The following is an 18653-nucleotide window of genomic DNA, read 5'->3' on the forward strand; positions in this document are numbered from 1 at the left end:
TGAACACCCTGTCACTGTTGACTTCTACATGATACATGCCACAACATAGATAGGACTTTCACCTATTATCAGAATAATTTACGGAGCACACAAAATAAAAACCATGACAAAATAAGTCATGGCATTAATTCTATAAATTATCTCTAAGATTATTGATCAATTGATGAAGCTGTTTTTTCCCCCCATTATTCCATCTAAACACAAAATCTTTTATTTTTTCTTTTTCTGATTCCGAAACACTGATATCAACATTATCTTCTCTATCAATTTTTTTCATTAAAGTTATTGCTTTTTTTAACGGATATTGTATTTTATAATATATTTGATCAGTCATTAGTTTCCTCCTCTAATTCCTGAATAAATTCTTTCATTAAATTCAGTCCTTCTTTATCAATATATTTTATATAACCTTCCAAAGTAATTATTCTATTATCCAATACTCTATCACTCATTTCAGGAGCAAAATTGTTAAATTGAGCTGATTTTTCAACTGCAGAATCGATATACGCTATTGCTTCCAGCATTGCATTTTTCATCTTAACACCCCTTTAATATTTAAAATGTATAATAAGTTAACCTGTAAGCCGAGTTCTGTATTAGGCGATCATCTATCTTAACTAATAGTTACCTATTAGTTTGAGCGTCCTTACCCGGAGAAGAGCGGACCACTCCTCATTCTCCCTATTTGGACTTACTCCAGATGGGGTTTACCTAGCATTCCAGTCACCTGAAACCTGGTAAGCTCTTACCTTACCTTTTCACCCTTACCTTATTAAAATAAGGCGGTATATTTCTGTGGCACTTTCCTGGGAGTTACCTCCACTGGGAATTACCCAGCATCCTGTCCTGTGGAGCTCGGACTTTCCTCAGCCAAAAAGGCCGCGATCACCTGGTTAACTTATTTTTACATATTTAAAAGTATACCATTGAATTAATGATATGTCAAGCAAATCACTCAACTTAAAATTACCTGTAATTCCAGGGATTTGTATTAATATTGGAAATCACAAATTCAACATCTTTTTTATTTTCCTTATCAGCATAACAAGTTAATTTTTGATATAATAATTTTTTTACCCAAATTTCACTTTCATAATGACCAATATCAATTAATGCCAGACCCATTTCTTCAGCATACTGTGCTTCATGATATTTAACATCACCAGTTAAATATAGATCTGCCCCTTTATAAATGGCTTTTTGGGTAAGATCTGCACCACTACCATTACATACAGCTACTTTTTTGATCTCTTTGTTTTTATTCCCTACAAATTTAAGATAAGGAAGATTTAATTCTTCTTTTACAATATTTAAATAATCATTTAACAATATTTTTTCTTTTAGATAACCTATACGTCCAATCCCACTAATCTTACTTTTCCTATCAATTTTATAAATATCATATGCTACTTCTTCATAAGGATGAACCTTTAAAACAGATTTTAAAACCTGATCAATTTTATCTTCAGCTACTACTGTTTCCAGTCTAATTTCATCTACTTCCGAAATCTTTCCAGTACTACCTATGTAAGGACTGGAACCCTCCAAAGGCTTAAAACTGCCTTTTCCCTGTAAATAAAAACCACTGTGGCTGTACTTGCCAATTTCCCCTCCACCATTTTCATATACAGCAGATTTAATTTCTTCTATGTAATTTTCTGGTACAAAAACCACAAATTTATAATAATTTTCAGATTGTGTTACATCAAGCGGCTGAAAATCCTTAATACCAAGTTTATTACAGATATAATCATTAAGCCCTTCTTCTGCAATATCAAGATTTGTATGGGCAGAAAAAACTATTATATCGTTCTTTATTAATCTTATAATCATCTGTCCTACAGCAGATTCTGAACTTACTGAATTGATACCATTAAATATTACAGGATGATGTGTAATTATCATATTACAGCTTTTTTTTACCGCTTCATCTATAACTTCATTATTTAAATCCAGGGTCAGCAAAATTTTTTCCACTTCATTATTAAGATCACCAATCTGAAGACCAACATTGTCCCATTTTTCGGCAAGCCTTACTGGGGCTATTTCTCCCATAAGTGATATAATTTCCTGAGCTTTAGTCATATTTATACTCCTCCCTGTGAAATAAATAGAACAAAATGTCCTTCGGACTTCTTTATTACAGTAAGATGAAATGGTTATCTCTGTGCATTTTTTCTAAAAAACTATTGACAATTATACGCTAAACATTAAAAAACCCTGTTCTCAGGAGAACAAGGTTGATAATCTGGTGGGCCCACCAGGATTCGAACCTGGGACCAACCGGTTATGAGCCGGTTGCTCTGACCAGCTGAGCTATGGGCCCTTCAAAATTAATATAACTTTGTAACGACAGAAGTAATTATATGATATATAATAACTGACGTCAAGAGTTTAAAACTTTTTTTTTATGCTTTTTAAGAAGATAAAACAAAATTTACTCCTGTTTGCTCCTGTTTTCGCATATTTAAAGAACTAATCTAAATAATCCTTTAATTTTTTGCTTCTGCTTGGATGACGCAGTTTTCTTAAAGCTTTAGCCTCAATCTGTCTAATTCGTTCTCTAGTAACACCAAATTCTTTCCCTACTTCCTCTAAAGTTCTTGGACGACCATCTTCAATACCAAATCGCAGTTCTAGCACTCTTTTTTCTCTGTCTGTTAGTGTATCTAAAACTCCATCCAGCTGTTCTTTTAATAAAATATATGAAGCAGCAGATGCAGGAGCAGGAGAATCTTCATCTTCTATAAAATCTCCCAGATGACTGTCTTCTTCTTCTCCAATAGGAGTTTCAAGTGATACAGGTTCCTGAGCTATTTTCATAATTTCTCTCACTTTTTCTGCAGATATACCCATTTCCTCACCAATTTCTTCTGGTTTGGGTTCACGTCCTTTTTCCTGCAGAAGCTGTCTGGAGACTCTGATTAATTTATTAATAGTCTCAACCATGTGTACTGGTACACGAATAGTTCTGGCCTGGTCTGCAATAGACCGAGTAATAGCCTGTCTAATCCACCAAGTGGCATAAGTGCTGAATTTATAACCTTTCGTATAGTCAAATTTTTCTACCGCTTTCATCAGCCCCATATTACCTTCCTGAATAAGATCCAAAAATAGCATCCCACGACCAACATACTTTTTAGCAATACTGACAACTAGACGTAAGTTAGCTTCAACCAGCTCTCTTTTAGCAGATTCATCACCCTGTTCCATTCTTTTGGCTATTTCAACTTCTTCTTCAGCAGTAAGAAGATCAACTTTTCCTATTTCTTTTAGATACATTCGTACAGGATCATCGATACCAACTCCCTGTGGAACACTTAAATCAAGACCACTGTCATCTTCATCTTCTTCCTCTTCCTGCTCATTTCTTTCACTAACAATACTAATATTCATTTCATTAAAAATATCATATATCTTTTCTATATCTTCAGAATCAAGATCTATATCTTCTAAAGCATCCATAATTTCTTCATAAGTTAATTCGCCCACTTTTTTACCACGGCTGAGCAGTTCTTTAACTTCATCAATTTTGGCAGGACTTACATTTTTATCAGCCAAATTAATCCCCCCTTTCACTATTAGAATTTAAACTGTGAAATTTTTTTAACATCTGATTTAAAGTTTGCAAATCATTTTGTCCATTATTAAGTCTGCTGCAAATTTCATTTTTACTAACTTCAAGATTTTTTTCTACAACAAATTTTGCTAGATTAAAAAGCTTATCTTTATTTAAACCACTTTTTTGTTTAACAATAATCTCAGACCAGTAAGATTTAAGATCTTCACCAAGTTCAGATTTGATTTTATCACTGCTCACTGAGTCACTTATAAATGGTCCATTCCAAATAATTTTTGCCAGCTTTTTCCCTTTACCATAAAAATCATCAGCAGAAATTATTTGAGACAGACTGCTGCGGAGATGTTTATGTGTAATAAAATATGACAGCAGCTGTTCCTGTATCCTCACAATATCAGACTTTTTGACTTTTCTTCTTTTATCTATCTTTTTCTCTTTTCTGCTGAAATTTTTTCTTTTTTTCTTTTTTGACCTCATTTTAATTTCTTTATTTAAAACATTTTTATCAAAATTCATTTTTTGTGAAGTTCTCTCAACATAAATTTCTTTTTCCATTTCATTATCTATCCCACTAATAAGTTCAGCCGCCTCTTTTAGTGTTTTTATTTTAACACCTGGATCATTCAAATTTCTGCCTTTAATAATCATATCAATTTTAAAATCCACTAAACTCTCTGCTTTATCCATATATTCATTAAATAATTCTAGATTATTTTCACGCAGTATATCATCAGGGTCAGATCCTTCGGGAAGAGTTATGACTTTTACATCAATACCATGATTATTAAGAATTTCAAGTCCCCGCAAAGTTGCTTTATTTCCAGCTGTATCAGAATCATAGGCAATCAGAGCCTGATCGGCATATCTTTTAATTAATTTTGCCTGCTCATCTGTAAAAGCAGTTCCAAGTGATGCGACAGCATTTTTAATTCCTTTTTTATGTGCCTGAATTACATCGGTATAACCTTCCATAATAATACATCTCTGTTCTTGTCTAATATATTTTTTTGCTCTATTTAAACCATAAAGATTTTTTTTCTTGCTGAATATTGCTGTCTCCGGCGAATTCAAATATTTAGCACCCTGCTCAGAATCCGGTAGAACTCGGCCTCCAAAAGCTATTACTTCACCTCTGATATTAAATATAGGAAAAATTATTCTATTCCTAAATCTATCATAAAAAGAATTGTTTTTCCCTTTTGATATAAGTCCTGCCTTATGAATCATATCAAGACTGTATTCTCTTTTACTTAAAAACGACAGTACTGCCTTCCATTCATCAGGAGCATAACCAAGCTGAAAATATTCGATATCATCTTCAGTAAAACCTCTATCTTTAAGATATTTTAAAGAATCAGCTCCTAATTCTGTTTCCAGCAATAAATAATTATAAAACCTGGCTGCAGTCTTATTTATTTCAAATAACTGTTCTCTTTCCTGATAAAGTTTTTTCTCTCTATCAGTCAAATTCGGCAGCTTTATTCCAGCTTTTTCTGCTAAAACTTTAACAGCCTCTGTAAAAGTTATATTTTCAATTTCCATAACAAAATTTATTACATCTCCACCAGCTCCACAGCCAAAACAGTGATAAAAATTATTATCTGGATTTACAAAAAAAGATGGCGTTTTTTCATTATGAAAAGGACAGAGCCCTTTAAATCTATTTCCAGCTCTCTTAAGCTCCAAATAATCAGAAACAACATCTATAATATCGACACTAAATTTCAATTCTTCTATAAAATTATCTGAATATCTGGCCAATTTATTCACCCTAAGTATTAACTAATTTAATCTTACTCTAAACTTATAGTTCTCTAAAAAAGCAATTAATCCTTCATTAAAAATATTTTAAAAATACAAATAAAGTATAATTTATAAGTTCAGTTTTTATCAGTACTTACATTTATTCACTAACTATTTTAAAAATCCTGCAGTGAAATATAATTTTTTTTATTAAGCCATGGTGTTGGAATAAAAAGTGCTCTACCTAAATTGATTGCGTAACGGTCACTCATACCTGCAATATAATCAATTACAGCCTGTTCATAATCATCTTCTTTTTTTAAAAATTCATCTGGAACTGACAGATTATTGTTAATAAAATACTCATATAGATTTTTTATGAGTCTTATTGCTTTTCCTTCTTCACTCTTACCAACAGAACCAATATAAACATTAGCAAAAAGAAAATCACGGAGCTTTTCTGTTGCCTTTTTTACAGATTCAGATCTGCTGATTATGTTTTTATCCTGACTTTCATTAATTAAATCTCTGACCATTGTGTCTATTCTTTTAGAGTGACTTTCTCCAAGCAGATAAACTGCTTCAACTGGCAGTTCTTCCACTTTAATTATTTTAGCTCTCAGGGCATCATCTATATCATGATTTATATAGGCTATTCTATCAGAAATACGCACTATCTGGCCTTCCAGTGTAGAGGGAAGTTCTGTTCCAGTATGATTAACAATACCATCCCTCACCTCCCAGCTTAAATTTAACCCATTTTTGCCGCTGCTTCTCTGTTCAAGTTTATCAACAACTCTTAAGCTGTGTCTGTTGTGCAAAAAATCTCTACCTGACACTTCGGATAAAGCTTCTTCTCCTGCATGACCAAAAGGAGTATGTCCAAGGTCATGGCCTAATGCTATAGCCTCTGTTAAATCTTCATTTAATCTAAGTGCCCTGGCAACAGTTCTTGCAATCTGAGAAACTTCCAGAGTATGAGTGAGTCTTGTTCTGTAATGATCTCCTTCTGGAGCTATAAAAACCTGTGTTTTATGTTTCAATCTTCTAAATGCTTTAGAATGTATAATTCTGTCTCTATCACGCTGAAATGCAGTTCTTATATCACATTCTTTCTCCACATTTTCCCGACCTCGGCTTTCCATACTCAAAGCTGCAAAAGGAGAAAGTATTTCTTTTTCCCTTTTTTCCTGTTCTATTCTGCTAAACATAAACTCCTCCTTTTAAGTTACATATGCAAGCACTTCAGAAGCAGTTTCTTCTATTGTTTTATCAGTTACATCAATTATTGGACAACCTATTTTTTCCATTAAAGAATCAGCATAAGCTATTTCTTCATTAATTCTCTCACCTGCAGCATAAGATGCATCATTACCCAATCCCATCTTTTTCAGCCTTTCTATACGTATATCATTTAACAGCAGTGGGTCAATAGTTAAGCCAATAACTTTCCTATCTTTATTTTCCAGTATACTTTGCTGAACAGTCACTTCAGGAACAAGAGGTACATTTGCTGTTTTATACCCTAAATATGATAGATAAATTGAAAGAGGAGTTTTAGATGTACGGGAAATTCCGACAAGAACAATATCCGCTTCATCTATTCCCTGCTGATCATTTAAGTCATCAAATTTAAGAGTAAATTCCATTGCTTCTATTCTTTTAAAATAATCCTGATCTATATTATACTTTATTCCTGGTATTTCATCAGGTTTTCTATTTGATTTTGACGACAATTTATCCAGTATAGGTCCCAATAAATCAATATAATCCAGCTCGTATTTATCTGCAAGTTCAATTAATTTTGACCTCATCTTATCTTTTGCCAAAGTAAATACTATAATTGCAGAATTATCTGCCGCTTTTTCTGTAATTTTTTCTAATTGTTTTTGTGTTCTAACATGGGGAAATGTGGTTTTATCAATTTCAACATCTTTAAACTGTACAGCGGCTGAATTAATAATTGCCTTAGCTGTATCACCAAGAGAATCAGAGATGATATAAACACTGGTTTTTTTATTATTCATTTTCTCACCCCATATCCATTTTCGTTAATTAATCATCAAGAGCTATCTCATCAATATCCATTACAGGTTGCATTAAATCAGTAATTTTTTTCAGCAGTGAGAGCCTGTTGTTTTTAATTTTATCATCTTCAACCATTACCATTACATTATCTAAAAATTCATCTATTTCCTCCTTTAATTCAACTATTTTATGAAAACCTTTTAAGTAGTTACTGCTGTTAAAATAATTTTTAATTTCTTTTTCTTTCTCTCTATATGAATTATAAAGTTTGAGTTCTTCTTTTTCTTTTAACAAATTTTTATTGATATTAAGTTCTTTTTCTAATTTAGAAGAAATATTTTTGGCCCTTACCAGACCTCTTATCAGTTCTGTAAAAAGTTCTGGGTTTTCATTTCTAAATTCCATTAGTGCTTCTGCTCTTTTAAATAAATCAACAAAATTATTGTCACGAACATTTATTACAGCATTGATAACATCATATCTGATATTCTGTTCTGTAAGATAGTTTTCCAACCTCTGTTTTATAAATGATTTTAATTCTCTAAAAGCTTTATTTCTATTATCTTCTCTTATCTCAACTGTTCTAATCCCAATCTGGATCATTTTTTCCAGATCAAGAGGCAGATCATGTTCAAGAATTATGCGGACAAGTCCTGTTGCCTGACGCCTCAGTGCAAACGGATCCTGAGAACCAGAAGGAATATTATCAATCAAAAAGTGTCCGGATAGATTAAACAGTTTTTCAGCAATTGATAATACTATTCCTATTCTGCTCTGTGGAAGTTCATCTCCGGCAAAGCGCGGCATATATTGTTCCAAAATGGCTTCAGCCGTTTTCTTGTCTTCTCCTTCGAGAAGTGCATACTCTTTACCCATAAGACCCTGCAGATTGGCAAATTCATTAACCATTTCTGTTGCTAGATCATTTTTACTTAATCTCGCCGCTCTTTTTAATAATTTTTTGTCTTGTCTATTCCAGTTAAGCTCATCTGCAATTTTTTCAGCCATAACTTCCAGTTTTAATACCTTATCATAAACACTTCCCAGTTCCTGCTGAAAAACAATATTTTTTAAGTCATCCAATCTATTCTTAAACCCATATTTTTTATCTTCAGCAAAAAAGAACTCAGCATCAGCAAGTCTCCCCCTCAAAACCATCTCATTACCGGAAATTACTTCTTTTAAATAATCTTTACCACCATCTCTTACACCTACAAATTGATTAAGAAGTTTACCATTATTATCCTTAACAGGAAAATATCTCTGGTGTTTCTCCATAACTGTAATCAAAACTTCCTGAGGAAGTTTTAAAAAACTTTTACTGAATTCGCCCTTAAAAGCTGTTGGAAATTCAACAAGATCAACAACTTCTTCCAAAAGTTTATCTTTTATAACTGTTCTACCAGAAATATTTAGTTCATCTATCTGATTTAAAATCAATTCTTTTCTCTTTCTGTGGTTTACAATAATATAAGCATCTTTCAGTTTACTAAAGTAATTATTAACATCTATAATTTTTACCCTTCCATCAGATAAAAATCTATGCCCCATACTGAAGTTTCCACTTTTAACATCTGCAATTTTTAGATCAATATTCTGAGTACCAAAAAGAACAAGCAGCCATTTTATAGGACGAATAAATTCAATATCATAATTTGCCCAGCGCATAGCTTTGGGAAGCGGAACTTTATTAACAATTTCTGTCAATAATGATGGTAAAATATCAGCAGTTTCTTTCCCTTTTTCAGTTTTTTCCGCATATAAATAGCCATCTTTTTCTTTGAGATCTTCTACAGATACACCCTGTCCTCTTGCAAATCCCTCTCCAGCCTTAGTAGGAAAACCTTTATCATCAAAAGCAATATTAGCTGCAGGTCCCCGAACAGTTTCCTTTTTATCCGGCTGCTTTTCCAGCAGATCTTCCACAAAGAGAACTAATCTTCTGGGGGTAGAATAAACTTCCATGTTTTTAAATTTAATACGATTTTTATCAAAAATTTTTAACGCAGTTCCCAGATAATCTTTACGAAATTTCTGCATTGTTTCTGCAGGCATTTCTTCTGTTCCTATTTCAAAAAGTAGTGTTTTTGACATTATATCAACTCCTCAATTAACTTATTCTAGATAGCTTTCTGCACATTTATGGGCCAGATCCCTAACCCGCTTAATAAAACGTGTTCTTTCAGTTACACTAATTGCTCCTCTGGCATCCAAAAGATTAAATGTATGTGAGCATTTTAAAGTATAATCATATGCAGGCAGAGTCAATCCGGAATTGACTGCATTTTCTGCTTCACTTTCATATAAATCAAACATTTTAAACAGACTGTCCACATCTGCAATTTCAAAATTATATTTAGATTGTTCTACTTCATTCTGATGATAGATATCACCATAGCTTACACCTTCTACCCAGGTTAGGTCAAATACATTTTCTACTTCCTGCAGATACATGGCTATTCTTTCCAGCCCATAGGTGATTTCAACTGTTACAGGTTTTGCCTGAAAACCTCCGACCTGCTGAAAATAAGTGAATTGAGTTATTTCCATACCATCAAGCCATACTTCCCATCCCAGACCCCAGGCTCCCAGAGTTGGAGCTTCCCAGTTATCTTCTACAAACCTAATATCGTGTTTTTTAGGATCAATCCCCATTGCACGGAGGCTGTCTAAATAAATATCCTGAATATTATCAGGTGAAGGTTTCATAATTACCTGATACTGGAAATATCTCTGCAGCCTGTATGGATTGTCACCATATCTGCCATCAGTCGGTCTTCTGCTGGGCTGAACATATGCTGTATTCCATTCATCAGGACCCAGAGCCCGCAGAAATGTTGAAGGACTCATTGTACCGGCCCCTACTTCAATATCATATGGCTGTTCTATTACACATTTTTGCTCACTCCAGAATTTATCTAAAGCAAAAATTATTTCTTGAAAATTCAATTTAAACACTTCCTTCATATAATATAGTTAGTAATTTTGAAATATATCACAATTTAAAAATATATATATTTGTTTCCATTAAATTTAGATTTATTCCCTGATATAATGATATTTAAAAATATCTATTCATACTCTGTAAGTTATACAGAAATGAAAGAGATTTAGGTTTTAAATCAAGATGATAGGCAATAAAATCTTCTGTTAGTAAAGAAACTTTTTTTAATATCCTGTTATCAATTTCAATATCTTTGTCTGCAATATCGGCAAACGTCGAATTTATAAATTTAGCAAAAATCACAAATTCTTCCCGGCTGAATTTTATATAATCTGTCTTATACTTCTCTTTACAGTTTCTGCATATAACTCCACCGTATTCAATATTAAAATAAATTTTATCATAATCAATCTGTTCATTACAATAGGTGCATTTTTTTAATTCTGGTTTTATTCCCAGCAGGATTAAAAGCTTTGTTTTAAAAAAAATATAATAAAACAGAAGATTTTCCTTATCAGAATCATTCATTTCCTTTAATATCAGAACCAGCAGTGAAAAAAGGGCCAGATCTTTTTCATCTTCTAGCCCTACCCTCTCTATATATTCTGATACCACACTGGCATATGCCATATAATCCAGATCTTCTCTGAGCCTGGAATTCATCTCTTTTGATTCTATATGATTAATACGCGCCATAGATTTACCCTTATATAAAGTAAAATTATGATAGCTGAAAGGTAGTACAAGTCCTGAACGACTTTTAATCCCTTTACGGGCTCCTCTGGCAACAGCCCTTATTTTACCCCTTTCTTTTGTATACAGAGTTATAAGGCGATCAGATTCTCCTAAATCAAACTGTTTTAAAACAACACCTTCTGTTTCAAAAGAAGCCAAAGTTTAATCATCTCCATCCTTACCTTTATCTTCATCACCGGTTACTATTGCAACTCCAGAACTGGCTCCAATTCTATTTGCTCCAGCATCCAGCATTTTAAGTGCCTGTTCAAAATTTTTTATTCCACCGGCTGCTTTAACACCTACATCTCTTCCCACAGTTTTTCTCATTAAACTGATATCTTCTACTCTCGCTCCATAACTGCCAAAACCGGTTGAAGTTTTAACAAAATCAGCTCCAGCTGATTTTGCTATCTCACATGCCTTTACTATTTCTTCTTCATTTAAATAGCAGGTTTCTAAAATAACTTTAACAATTATATCAGAACTTACACCTGCTTTTTTAGTTGCATCAACAACTGCTTTTATATCTGTCTGAAACAGCTCATATGCCTCCGACTTAAAAGCTCCTAGATTCATAACCATATCTATCTCCTGTGCTCCCAATCTGATTGCATTCCTGGTTTCAAAAGCCTTTGTTTCAGTAGTATTGGCTCCAAGTGGAAAACCAATTACAGTACATATTTTAACAGAGCTTTCTTCCAGAAGCTTAGCAGATAAAGGAACATATATTGGATGAACACAAACAGATGCAAATTCGTATTCACTTGCTTCCTCACATAATTTTTTAATATCATCTACTGTTGCAGTAGGGTTTAAATTGGTATGGTCAATCATCTTTGCCATATCACGTGGTTTGATCGCCATTAAAAATTCACTCCTTATTTTCTCAAGTTAATATTATTATTCTGCAAAATATAATATTATCCTGCATTTAAAGCAATTTTTCCATTAAAAGTGATGCTATTGTGAAATAAATAAATAATCCAGATATATCTATCAAAGTTGTAATAAAAGGTCCAGCTGCTACAGCAGGATCTGCACCAAAATAATCAACAAAAAAAGGTATAGATGTTCCTGCAGTTACAGCTGTAATCATTGTTATCAGCATTGAAAATGCAACTACAGAAGAAAGCGCGAAATTCTGATGCCATAAAAATGTGATTATAAACAGAGAAAATGATATAATCACTCCCATTACTAAACCTGCTTTAAGCTCACTAAAAAGATGTTTAATAAAATGTGAAAAATCAAGTTCTTCTGTTGCCAGTCCCCTCACAACAACAGTCAGAGACTGAGTTCCCACATTACCTCCCATATCCATCAAAACAGGAATAAAAATAGCAAGTGCAACAATAGACTCAAGCGAAGCTTCAAAACGGTGAATTACAGTCCCTGATAAAAGATCACCAATCAACAGTATAAACAGCCAGGGAATTCTCTTTTTTACCGCTTCCATAAAATTACCTCTTATATCATATGCATTTGTAGCTCCAGATATTTTAAAAAGATCTTCTGTTGTTTCTTCTTCTAAAATATCAATAATATCATCAACTGTTATAATTCCCAGCAGCTGATTATGATCATTTACAACCGGAACTGCCAACAAATCATATTTGGAAATAATACGTGCAGCCTCCTCCTGATCAGCTGCAATATTAACTTTAATAGCTCTTTTATTCATAATATCCTTCAGTTTTGTATCGGGCTGAGCAGTTAAAAGTTGTCTAACCGAAAGTACACCTACCAGCTCTTTTTTTCTGGAAATTACATATATATAATAAATCATTTCTGGTTCTGTAATTATTTTCCGAATTTTATTCAAAACAGATTGGGCAGTATTATCAGCATAAAAAGCAATAAACTCTGTAGTCATACGTCCTCCTGCACTTTCATCATCATAATGCAGAAGTTCTTTTAATTTAAGAGCATCATTTTCTTTCATAAGCTTTAATACTTTTTTTACTTTTCCTACCGACAGAATGCTTAAAAAATCAGCAGCATCATCACTATACATTGCTGACAGCACCTGAGCTGTTTTTAGTACTGACATTTTTTCAGCAATTTTTTTCTGCAGTTCTTCTTCAAAAAATATAATTATCTGACTTAAAATTTCATAATTAAAATCTTCTACTAATTCTATCAGAACATTTTCCGGCAGTTCAGACAAAAATTCTGCAGCGTCTGCAGGATAATTATCACTATAATAATCATCAAAAGTATCGTACCCTTCAGGAAGATACTCTCTAATTAAATTTTTTGCTTCAATAGTAAATCACCCCTTATATCCCATTCTTTTAAGGAGGTTTTCTTTTTCTCGCCAGTCTTTAAGAACTTTTACCCATAAATCCAGATAAACCTTTGTCTGCAGAAGATCCTCTATTTCTTTTCTTGCATTTTTACCTATTTTTTTCAGCATAGAACCATTTTTGCCAATAATAATACCTTTATGTGACTTCTTTTCTACATAAATATTGGCTCTAATATAATAATCTTCATTATCTCTTTCTTTTACCTCTTCTACCAGAACTGCAACTCCATAAGGAACCTCTTCTCTACATAAATAAAAAATTTTTTCTCGAACTATTTCGGCAAAAATAAATCTTTCTATCTGATCTGTAATCATATCATCTGGATAATACTGTGGACCTTCAGGAAGATGCAGAAAAACTTCAGCCAGTAAAGAATCTAGATTTTTCTCTTCTGCAGCAGAAATTGGAATAACTTCCAGTGAGGTTTTCTGACTGTATTCTTTCTGTTTTTTTAATATATCGTTTTTACTCATCTTATCAATTTTATTCATAACACAAATTACTGGTTTAGAATAATTTTTGATTTGATTAAATATCTGCTGATCCCCTCTACCAAAGTAGGTACTGCCATCAACAATAAATATTACTACATCGATTCCTTCAAGACTTTTATAAGCTTGATTTATCATATAATTATCCAGCTTATTGCTGGGTTGGTAGATACCTGGAGTATCTATAAATATAATCTGGCCATTATCTTCTGAATAAATTGCCTTAATACTGTTCCTGGTTGTCTGAGGTCTTGGTGAAGTTATATTTATTTTTTCCCCTACTAATTTATTTACTAAAGTAGACTTCCCAACATTAGAACGGCCAATTACTGTAACAAATCCTGATTTATAATTCATCATTTTTCTCCATATTTTCTTCGGTAAAAGCACCAGGAAGCAGCTCACTACTTGTCATAATAAGCTCTTTACCCCTATCAGTCATCATAACAACTTCAATATTATCTGAAAATTCTTTAATAACCTGTCGGCATGCCCCACAGGGTGTGACTGGTTTTTCAGTGCTGCTTACTAAAAGAAGTGCTTTAATATTTTTCTTCCCATGAGAAACTGCATTAAAAATAGCAGATCTCTCAGCACAATTGCTAAGACCAAATGATGCATTTTCTATATTCACTCCAGTATATATTTCTCCCTCTTCTGTCAGCACAGCAGCCCCCAGAGGAAAATTAGAATAGGGAACATATGCATTCTGCTGTACTTTAAGTGCAGCTTTAAAAAGTTCATCCTTAACTTTTTTTTCCATCTATAATCATCCCTTTCAGATAAGCTTAATATTTAATTTCTGTACCATCTGGTACTACCTGAATCCAGGTCTGACCTGGATTTATTTCCAATTCACTGCCATTTTTATCATAATAGATAATCCAGGAATCATCATTTTTCTGCCAGTTCCCTGAAACAACTATTCCATCTCTAAAAAGCAGTGCTTTCCCACCTTTGTTTAAATCCATTTCCAGCCTACCTTCATCATCCTTTACTTCAGTATCTGTAAACTGAACAATTATATTTTTGGCACTCAACTGGCGTCCATTTTCTACCCGGTGGGGTGTTTTAAAATCATATAAAAATCTGTAATATATATTAGCTTCTTCATCATAGCGGTAATTTACACTATAATCTCCCCAGTAATCAATTGTAATTTCTTCTGCTGTTTGAGGATTTGACACAATAGAAGCAGTTAAAAATTTAAATCTGTTCGGATATTCTATTCGGTCCAACTTGTCAGTAAAGTCCTGAAGCGGAATTTTGCCAGAATACAGATTATGTGGAGCCAGTCTTTTACTGCTTCTCCAAAAATACTGGTTCTGATATATTTGATCAAGATGAAGTATGCCGGAATCTGATAATTGTTTAAAACCGTCCGGGCTAGCATCAGCATGTAAAAACAGAGAATCATAGCTATTTGCAACATCAATTAAAAACGGTCTGGCACTTCTAATAGGTCCTACTTTTTCTGGAATTTCAGGCCAAAAAATGGCTAAAAACCGGGTAATACCACCTTCCAGCATAAATTCATACACAATTTCTGCACTTTCCAAACCACTCTGTGGTCTTGCTGCAGGAGAATTTTCAATAGAAACTGAAATGGCATGTTTATACTTAATTTCTTTTAACATTTCCCCAGTAAAAGGAGACTGTCCTGCAAAATTTTCACCTTCTTCTATCGGCTGCTGAATTTCATCATCAGCATACTGTTCTTTTATTTCTTCTTTTTTTTCTTCTCTTTCTTCTTCACTCATCTGACTGTCAGCTATTTCTCCTCCAGCTCTATTTTTTTCTACAGTTTCTCCAGCAGGCTGTTCTGACCTATCTGTAAAACTGCAGCCGCTTAATACGGCTATAGATAATATGACAACAAGCAACAAAACTGCAATTTTAAACTTCATTATTTCACCTCTGACTGCTGTTTAAAGTTATATTTTCTTCTTCATTTATCAAAATTTCAATACCAAAAGCATTTAAATTTTTCTTGATTATCTCTAGGCTGCTCCGAAGAACATCCGGATTACCTACTGCTTTAACCGTAACCGGTTTAACTGCCACAGGTTTACTATTTACCAAAATTGTTGGTCCTACACATCTCACAGAAGATTTTACATTAATTCTCTGACCACCAACTTCAATACCCCTTGCACCAGCTATCCAGAGTTCATTTATTATATTCCTTATATCAGAATCATGTATTAGAGAATTCTGGTCTGCTGAGGAATCATCATCATTTATATATATAACTATACCCTGGCCCGATATACTGCTGTAACCTGCCTGAGATGACAAAATACTATACTGTCTTTTAAGACTGACATTTTCTGTTTTTAAATATTCGACAAGATTAAAAATATCTCCAGCAGTTATTTCTGCTTTTTGATTTTCTATTTTTAATTCTAATGTCTGAAACAGATCTATATTTTTTAATTTTTCTCTTGTTTTTTCCTCAAGAACAACATCTGGATCAATAATTTTAGTTTTTCCATCTACATGAGTGATAGAAATAACACCTGTCTGGGGCAGTTTTTGACTGTTTATTATATTTAATACCTCATTTATTCTCATCTGCTGAACTTCTCTAAAAATCTCATCCTGTATCTGTCTGCCATAATCCATCATTATACTTGCAACAATATCATCACTTTTAGCCTTTTCTATTTCATATTCAAATTCTGCAAGCAGATTAACAATATTTTTTCTGTCTCCAATTCCATAGCTTTCTGCAAGCTCACTGCTGTATCTTACCACAGCCCTGGCACCTTCTTTAGCTTTATCAAGCTGACTTATTTCACCGGGCAAATAAATAAACCCCAGCATTCTCAATAAAAGTACAGCATTAATAATTAAGAATATCAAAAGAGCTGTAATCAATAATTCAAAATATTTATTATCTTTAAGTTTCAAAACTATCTATACCTCCCGAGCTGTTTTTGCTGGGTGACAGAATACCGCCAGAAATAATTAATTTAAGTGCTTCTTCTATTGTAATATCTTCAAGTTCATATGCTTCTTTAACAGGAACCATTATGAACATACCGGAAGTTGGATTAGGGGTAGTGGGCAAAAAAACATTATACATTTTTTCTCCGGTTAGATTTTCAAAATAAATAGAAGTTTCCTTGGTTATAAATCCTATCTGATAAAGACCTCTGCGAGGATATTCAAACAGAATAGCTTTTTTAAAACTAACATTTTGACTGGCAAAAACACCATCCAAAATCTGCTTTATACTCAAATAAATATTCCTTATCAAAGGAATTTTTAAAAGCATATACTCCCCAATATCTATAATCTTTTTTCCAATTATATTGGTAGCAAAAATACCAGTTAAAAATATAAGCAGCAAAATGAAAACAAAACCAATTCCAGGAAGATCAACACCCAGCCAGTGTTTAAACATTGGTCTAATCCAGTTATCAAGTATTAGAAAAAGACTCCCAAAAAGATAAGCAGTTAATACAAGAGGTAAAAGAACTAAAAGCCCTGTTATAAATAAATTTCTTATTTTTTTAATCATTTTTACCACTCACGATCTTCTAGTCTGATTTTATCTTCACTCTTCAATCTTATTTTTCTTATTCTATTGTCCAGAACATCCTCCACTATAACTTCAATTCCATCTAAATCAATTTTATCTCCAGCTTCAGGCAGACGGTTAAGATAATATAAAATAAGTCCACTAATAGTTTCATAATCTTCACTAACAGGAAGAGGATTAGGGAGAAGTTCATTTAACTCATCAATATCCACTCTACCATCAAGCATCAATTCTTTTTCATTTAAAAATTCAATATATTTTGGCTCCAAATCAAATTCATCCTGAATATCACCTACTATTTCTTCCAAAAGATCCTCAATAGTTATTAATCCGGCTGTTCCACCATATTCATCTATTACTACTGCCATATGTTCTTTTCTTTTTTTCATTTCTGATAAAAGCTGATTTATCGGCTTTCCTTCCGGTATAAAATATATTGGCTTAACAAAATCTTCAATAGAAACTTCTTTTTCTCTTTCTAGCAGAAGTTCTAAAAGATCTTTTATATAAATCAGTCCAATAATATTATCAATCGACTCTTCAAAAACAGGAATACGAGAATGGCCTTTTTCTACAGCAAGACTTATTAATTCTTTTAGACCTGCACTTTTTTCTATACAAACCATATCAGTTCTAGGAATCATAACCTCTTTTACAAGAGTGTCGTCAAACTCAAAAACACTCTGTATCATTTCCTGTTCAGTTTCTTTTATAATCCCTTCTCTGTGGCTTACCTCCACAAAACGCCTAATTTCTTCCTCACTTAAAAAAGCAGAAGAAATGAGATCTTTATCTCCAACAAATATCTTTACTATTTTTGTGAATAAAAAAATAAAGGGAGCAAACAATTTACCCATATAAAACAAAAATGGAGCAGCTATTTCTGTATATTTTACCGATTTATTATTTCCAAGTGCTTTCGGTGTTATTTCTCCAAAAACAAGTATTAATAAAGTAACAGCACCTGTTGCAATACCAACACCTTTATTGCCAAATAATCTTACAGCTAAAGCTGTAGCAATAGAAGAAGCTGATATATTGACAAGATTATTACCAATTAAAATAGTGGTAAGAAGTTTAGTCTGATTTGTTAAAAGCTTATCCACTCTGGAAGCTCTATCATCACCCCGCTGAACTCTTTCTTTTATTTTTATTCTGTTTACCGCCATAAAAGCAGTTTCCGAACCAGAAAAAAATGCAGATAAAAATAAAAGTGCTGCTAATATTAATAATTCCAGTACCATAGCATCTCCCCCAAAATATCTTCAGTAAT

At 32.9% G+C, this 18653-nt stretch carries 18 protein-coding genes, 1 tRNA gene and 1 other RNA gene; all 20 read right to left on the bottom strand.

Annotated features, from left to right (window positions below; translation table 11 throughout):
- Positions 1-130: 130 nt before the first annotated feature.
- The 20 genes from DFR78_RS08160 to DFR78_RS08255 all read right to left on the bottom strand — a co-directional run bounded on the left by DFR78_RS08160 (position 131) and on the right by DFR78_RS08255 (position 18624).
- Positions 131-334, bottom strand: a complete 204-nt coding sequence (locus DFR78_RS08160) for a hypothetical protein (protein ID WP_114458349.1) — start codon at positions 332-334, stop codon at positions 131-133.
- Entirely contained in the window at positions 327-536 is a 210-nt protein-coding gene (locus DFR78_RS08165; RefSeq protein ID WP_114458350.1) for a hypothetical protein, read from the bottom strand. Before DFR78_RS08165 ends, DFR78_RS08160 begins: the two co-directional genes overlap by 8 nt.
- A gap of 28 nt (positions 537-564) precedes the next feature.
- Positions 565-901: RNase P RNA component class A (rnpB, locus tag DFR78_RS08170), an RNA gene on the bottom strand.
- Positions 902-966: 65 nt separating this feature from the next.
- Positions 967-2085 (bottom strand): Nif3-like dinuclear metal center hexameric protein, encoded by a 1119-nt coding sequence (locus DFR78_RS08175; protein WP_114458351.1) that lies wholly within the window; start codon positions 2083-2085, stop codon positions 967-969.
- 164 nt (positions 2086-2249) lie between these two features.
- Positions 2250-2326, bottom strand: a tRNA-Ile gene (locus tag DFR78_RS08180).
- A gap of 149 nt (positions 2327-2475) precedes the next feature.
- A complete protein-coding gene (rpoD, locus tag DFR78_RS08185; RefSeq protein ID WP_114458352.1) occupies positions 2476-3561 on the bottom strand; it encodes an RNA polymerase sigma factor RpoD in 1086 nt (361 codons plus the stop codon).
- A 1-nt stretch (position 3562) separates the two neighbouring features.
- Positions 3563-5350 (bottom strand): DNA primase, encoded by a 1788-nt coding sequence (gene dnaG / locus DFR78_RS08190; RefSeq protein ID WP_233487027.1) that lies wholly within the window; start codon positions 5348-5350, stop codon positions 3563-3565.
- A 149-nt stretch (positions 5351-5499) separates the two neighbouring features.
- Positions 5500-6534 (bottom strand): deoxyguanosinetriphosphate triphosphohydrolase, encoded by a 1035-nt coding sequence (locus DFR78_RS08195; protein WP_114458354.1) that lies wholly within the window; start codon positions 6532-6534, stop codon positions 5500-5502.
- A gap of 12 nt (positions 6535-6546) precedes the next feature.
- Positions 6547-7350 carry a pyruvate, water dikinase regulatory protein gene (locus DFR78_RS08200; RefSeq protein WP_114458355.1) on the bottom strand — a complete coding sequence of 268 codons (804 nt, stop codon included), beginning with the start codon at positions 7348-7350 and terminating at the stop codon, positions 6547-6549.
- 28 nt (positions 7351-7378) lie between these two features.
- Positions 7379-9445 carry a glycine--tRNA ligase subunit beta gene (gene glyS, locus DFR78_RS08205; RefSeq protein ID WP_114458356.1) on the bottom strand — a complete coding sequence of 689 codons (2067 nt, stop codon included), beginning with the start codon at positions 9443-9445 and terminating at the stop codon, positions 7379-7381.
- A 21-nt stretch (positions 9446-9466) separates the two neighbouring features.
- Complete coding sequence (locus DFR78_RS08210; protein ID WP_114458357.1) at positions 9467-10300, bottom strand: glycine--tRNA ligase subunit alpha; 834 nt, start codon at positions 10298-10300, stop codon at positions 9467-9469.
- 112 nt (positions 10301-10412) lie between these two features.
- Positions 10413-11189, bottom strand: coding sequence for a DNA repair protein RecO (gene recO / locus DFR78_RS08215; protein ID WP_114458358.1), 777 nt, complete (start codon positions 11187-11189; stop codon positions 10413-10415).
- Between the two features lie 3 nt (positions 11190-11192).
- Positions 11193-11897 (bottom strand): deoxyribose-phosphate aldolase, encoded by a 705-nt coding sequence (gene deoC, locus DFR78_RS08220; protein WP_114458359.1) that lies wholly within the window; start codon positions 11895-11897, stop codon positions 11193-11195.
- Positions 11898-11964: 67 nt separating this feature from the next.
- Entirely contained in the window at positions 11965-13299 is a 1335-nt protein-coding gene (gene mgtE / locus DFR78_RS08225; protein ID WP_255416536.1) for a magnesium transporter, read from the bottom strand.
- 6 nt (positions 13300-13305) lie between these two features.
- Positions 13306-14190, bottom strand: a complete 885-nt coding sequence (era, locus tag DFR78_RS08230) for a GTPase Era (RefSeq protein WP_114458361.1) — start codon at positions 14188-14190, stop codon at positions 13306-13308.
- Positions 14180-14596 (bottom strand): cytidine deaminase, encoded by a 417-nt coding sequence (locus DFR78_RS08235; RefSeq protein WP_114458362.1) that lies wholly within the window; start codon positions 14594-14596, stop codon positions 14180-14182. The genes era and DFR78_RS08235 overlap by 11 nt, the downstream gene beginning before the upstream one ends.
- 25 nt (positions 14597-14621) lie before the next feature.
- Positions 14622-15740 (bottom strand): DUF3048 domain-containing protein, encoded by a 1119-nt coding sequence (locus tag DFR78_RS08240; RefSeq protein WP_114458363.1) that lies wholly within the window; start codon positions 15738-15740, stop codon positions 14622-14624.
- A gap of 4 nt (positions 15741-15744) precedes the next feature.
- Positions 15745-16746 carry a DUF881 domain-containing protein gene (locus tag DFR78_RS08245; RefSeq protein ID WP_114458364.1) on the bottom strand — a complete coding sequence of 334 codons (1002 nt, stop codon included), beginning with the start codon at positions 16744-16746 and terminating at the stop codon, positions 15745-15747.
- Positions 16736-17359 (bottom strand): DUF502 domain-containing protein, encoded by a 624-nt coding sequence (locus tag DFR78_RS08250; protein WP_114458388.1) that lies wholly within the window; start codon positions 17357-17359, stop codon positions 16736-16738. The genes DFR78_RS08245 and DFR78_RS08250 overlap by 11 nt, the downstream gene beginning before the upstream one ends.
- Positions 17360-17361: 2 nt before the next feature.
- A complete protein-coding gene (locus tag DFR78_RS08255; protein ID WP_114458365.1) occupies positions 17362-18624 on the bottom strand; it encodes a hemolysin family protein in 1263 nt (420 codons plus the stop codon).
- Positions 18625-18653: the final 29 nt, after the last annotated feature.

It is taken from the genome of Halanaerobium sp. MA284_MarDTE_T2 (genome assembly GCF_003337245.1).
Taxonomy (GTDB): Bacteria; Bacillota; Halanaerobiia; order Halanaerobiales; family Halanaerobiaceae; genus QPJE01.

Coding starts and splice junctions, on each gene's coding strand:
- DFR78_RS08160 (WP_114458349.1), bottom strand. CDS start 334: ATGACTGATCAAATATATTATAAAATACAATATCCGTTAAAAAAAGCA.
- deoC (WP_114458359.1), bottom strand. CDS start 11,897: ATGGCGATCAAACCACGTGATATGGCAAAGATGATTGACCATACCAAT.
- glyS (WP_114458356.1), bottom strand. CDS start 9,445: ATGTCAAAAACACTACTTTTTGAAATAGGAACAGAAGAAATGCCTGCA.
- DFR78_RS08250 (WP_114458388.1), bottom strand. CDS start 17,359: ATGATTAAAAAAATAAGAAATTTATTTATAACAGGGCTTTTAGTTCTT.
- DFR78_RS08165 (WP_114458350.1), bottom strand. CDS start 536: ATGAAAAATGCAATGCTGGAAGCAATAGCGTATATCGATTCTGCAGTT.
- DFR78_RS08255 (WP_114458365.1), bottom strand. CDS start 18,624: ATGGTACTGGAATTATTAATATTAGCAGCACTTTTATTTTTATCTGCA.
- DFR78_RS08175 (WP_114458351.1), bottom strand. CDS start 2,085: ATGACTAAAGCTCAGGAAATTATATCACTTATGGGAGAAATAGCCCCA.
- era (WP_114458361.1), bottom strand. CDS start 14,190: ATGAATTATAAATCAGGATTTGTTACAGTAATTGGCCGTTCTAATGTT.
- DFR78_RS08195 (WP_114458354.1), bottom strand. CDS start 6,534: ATGTTTAGCAGAATAGAACAGGAAAAAAGGGAAAAAGAAATACTTTCT.
- DFR78_RS08235 (WP_114458362.1), bottom strand. CDS start 14,596: ATGGAAAAAAAAGTTAAGGATGAACTTTTTAAAGCTGCACTTAAAGTA.
- DFR78_RS08200 (WP_114458355.1), bottom strand. CDS start 7,350: ATGAATAATAAAAAAACCAGTGTTTATATCATCTCTGATTCTCTTGGT.
- DFR78_RS08240 (WP_114458363.1), bottom strand. CDS start 15,740: ATGAAGTTTAAAATTGCAGTTTTGTTGCTTGTTGTCATATTATCTATA.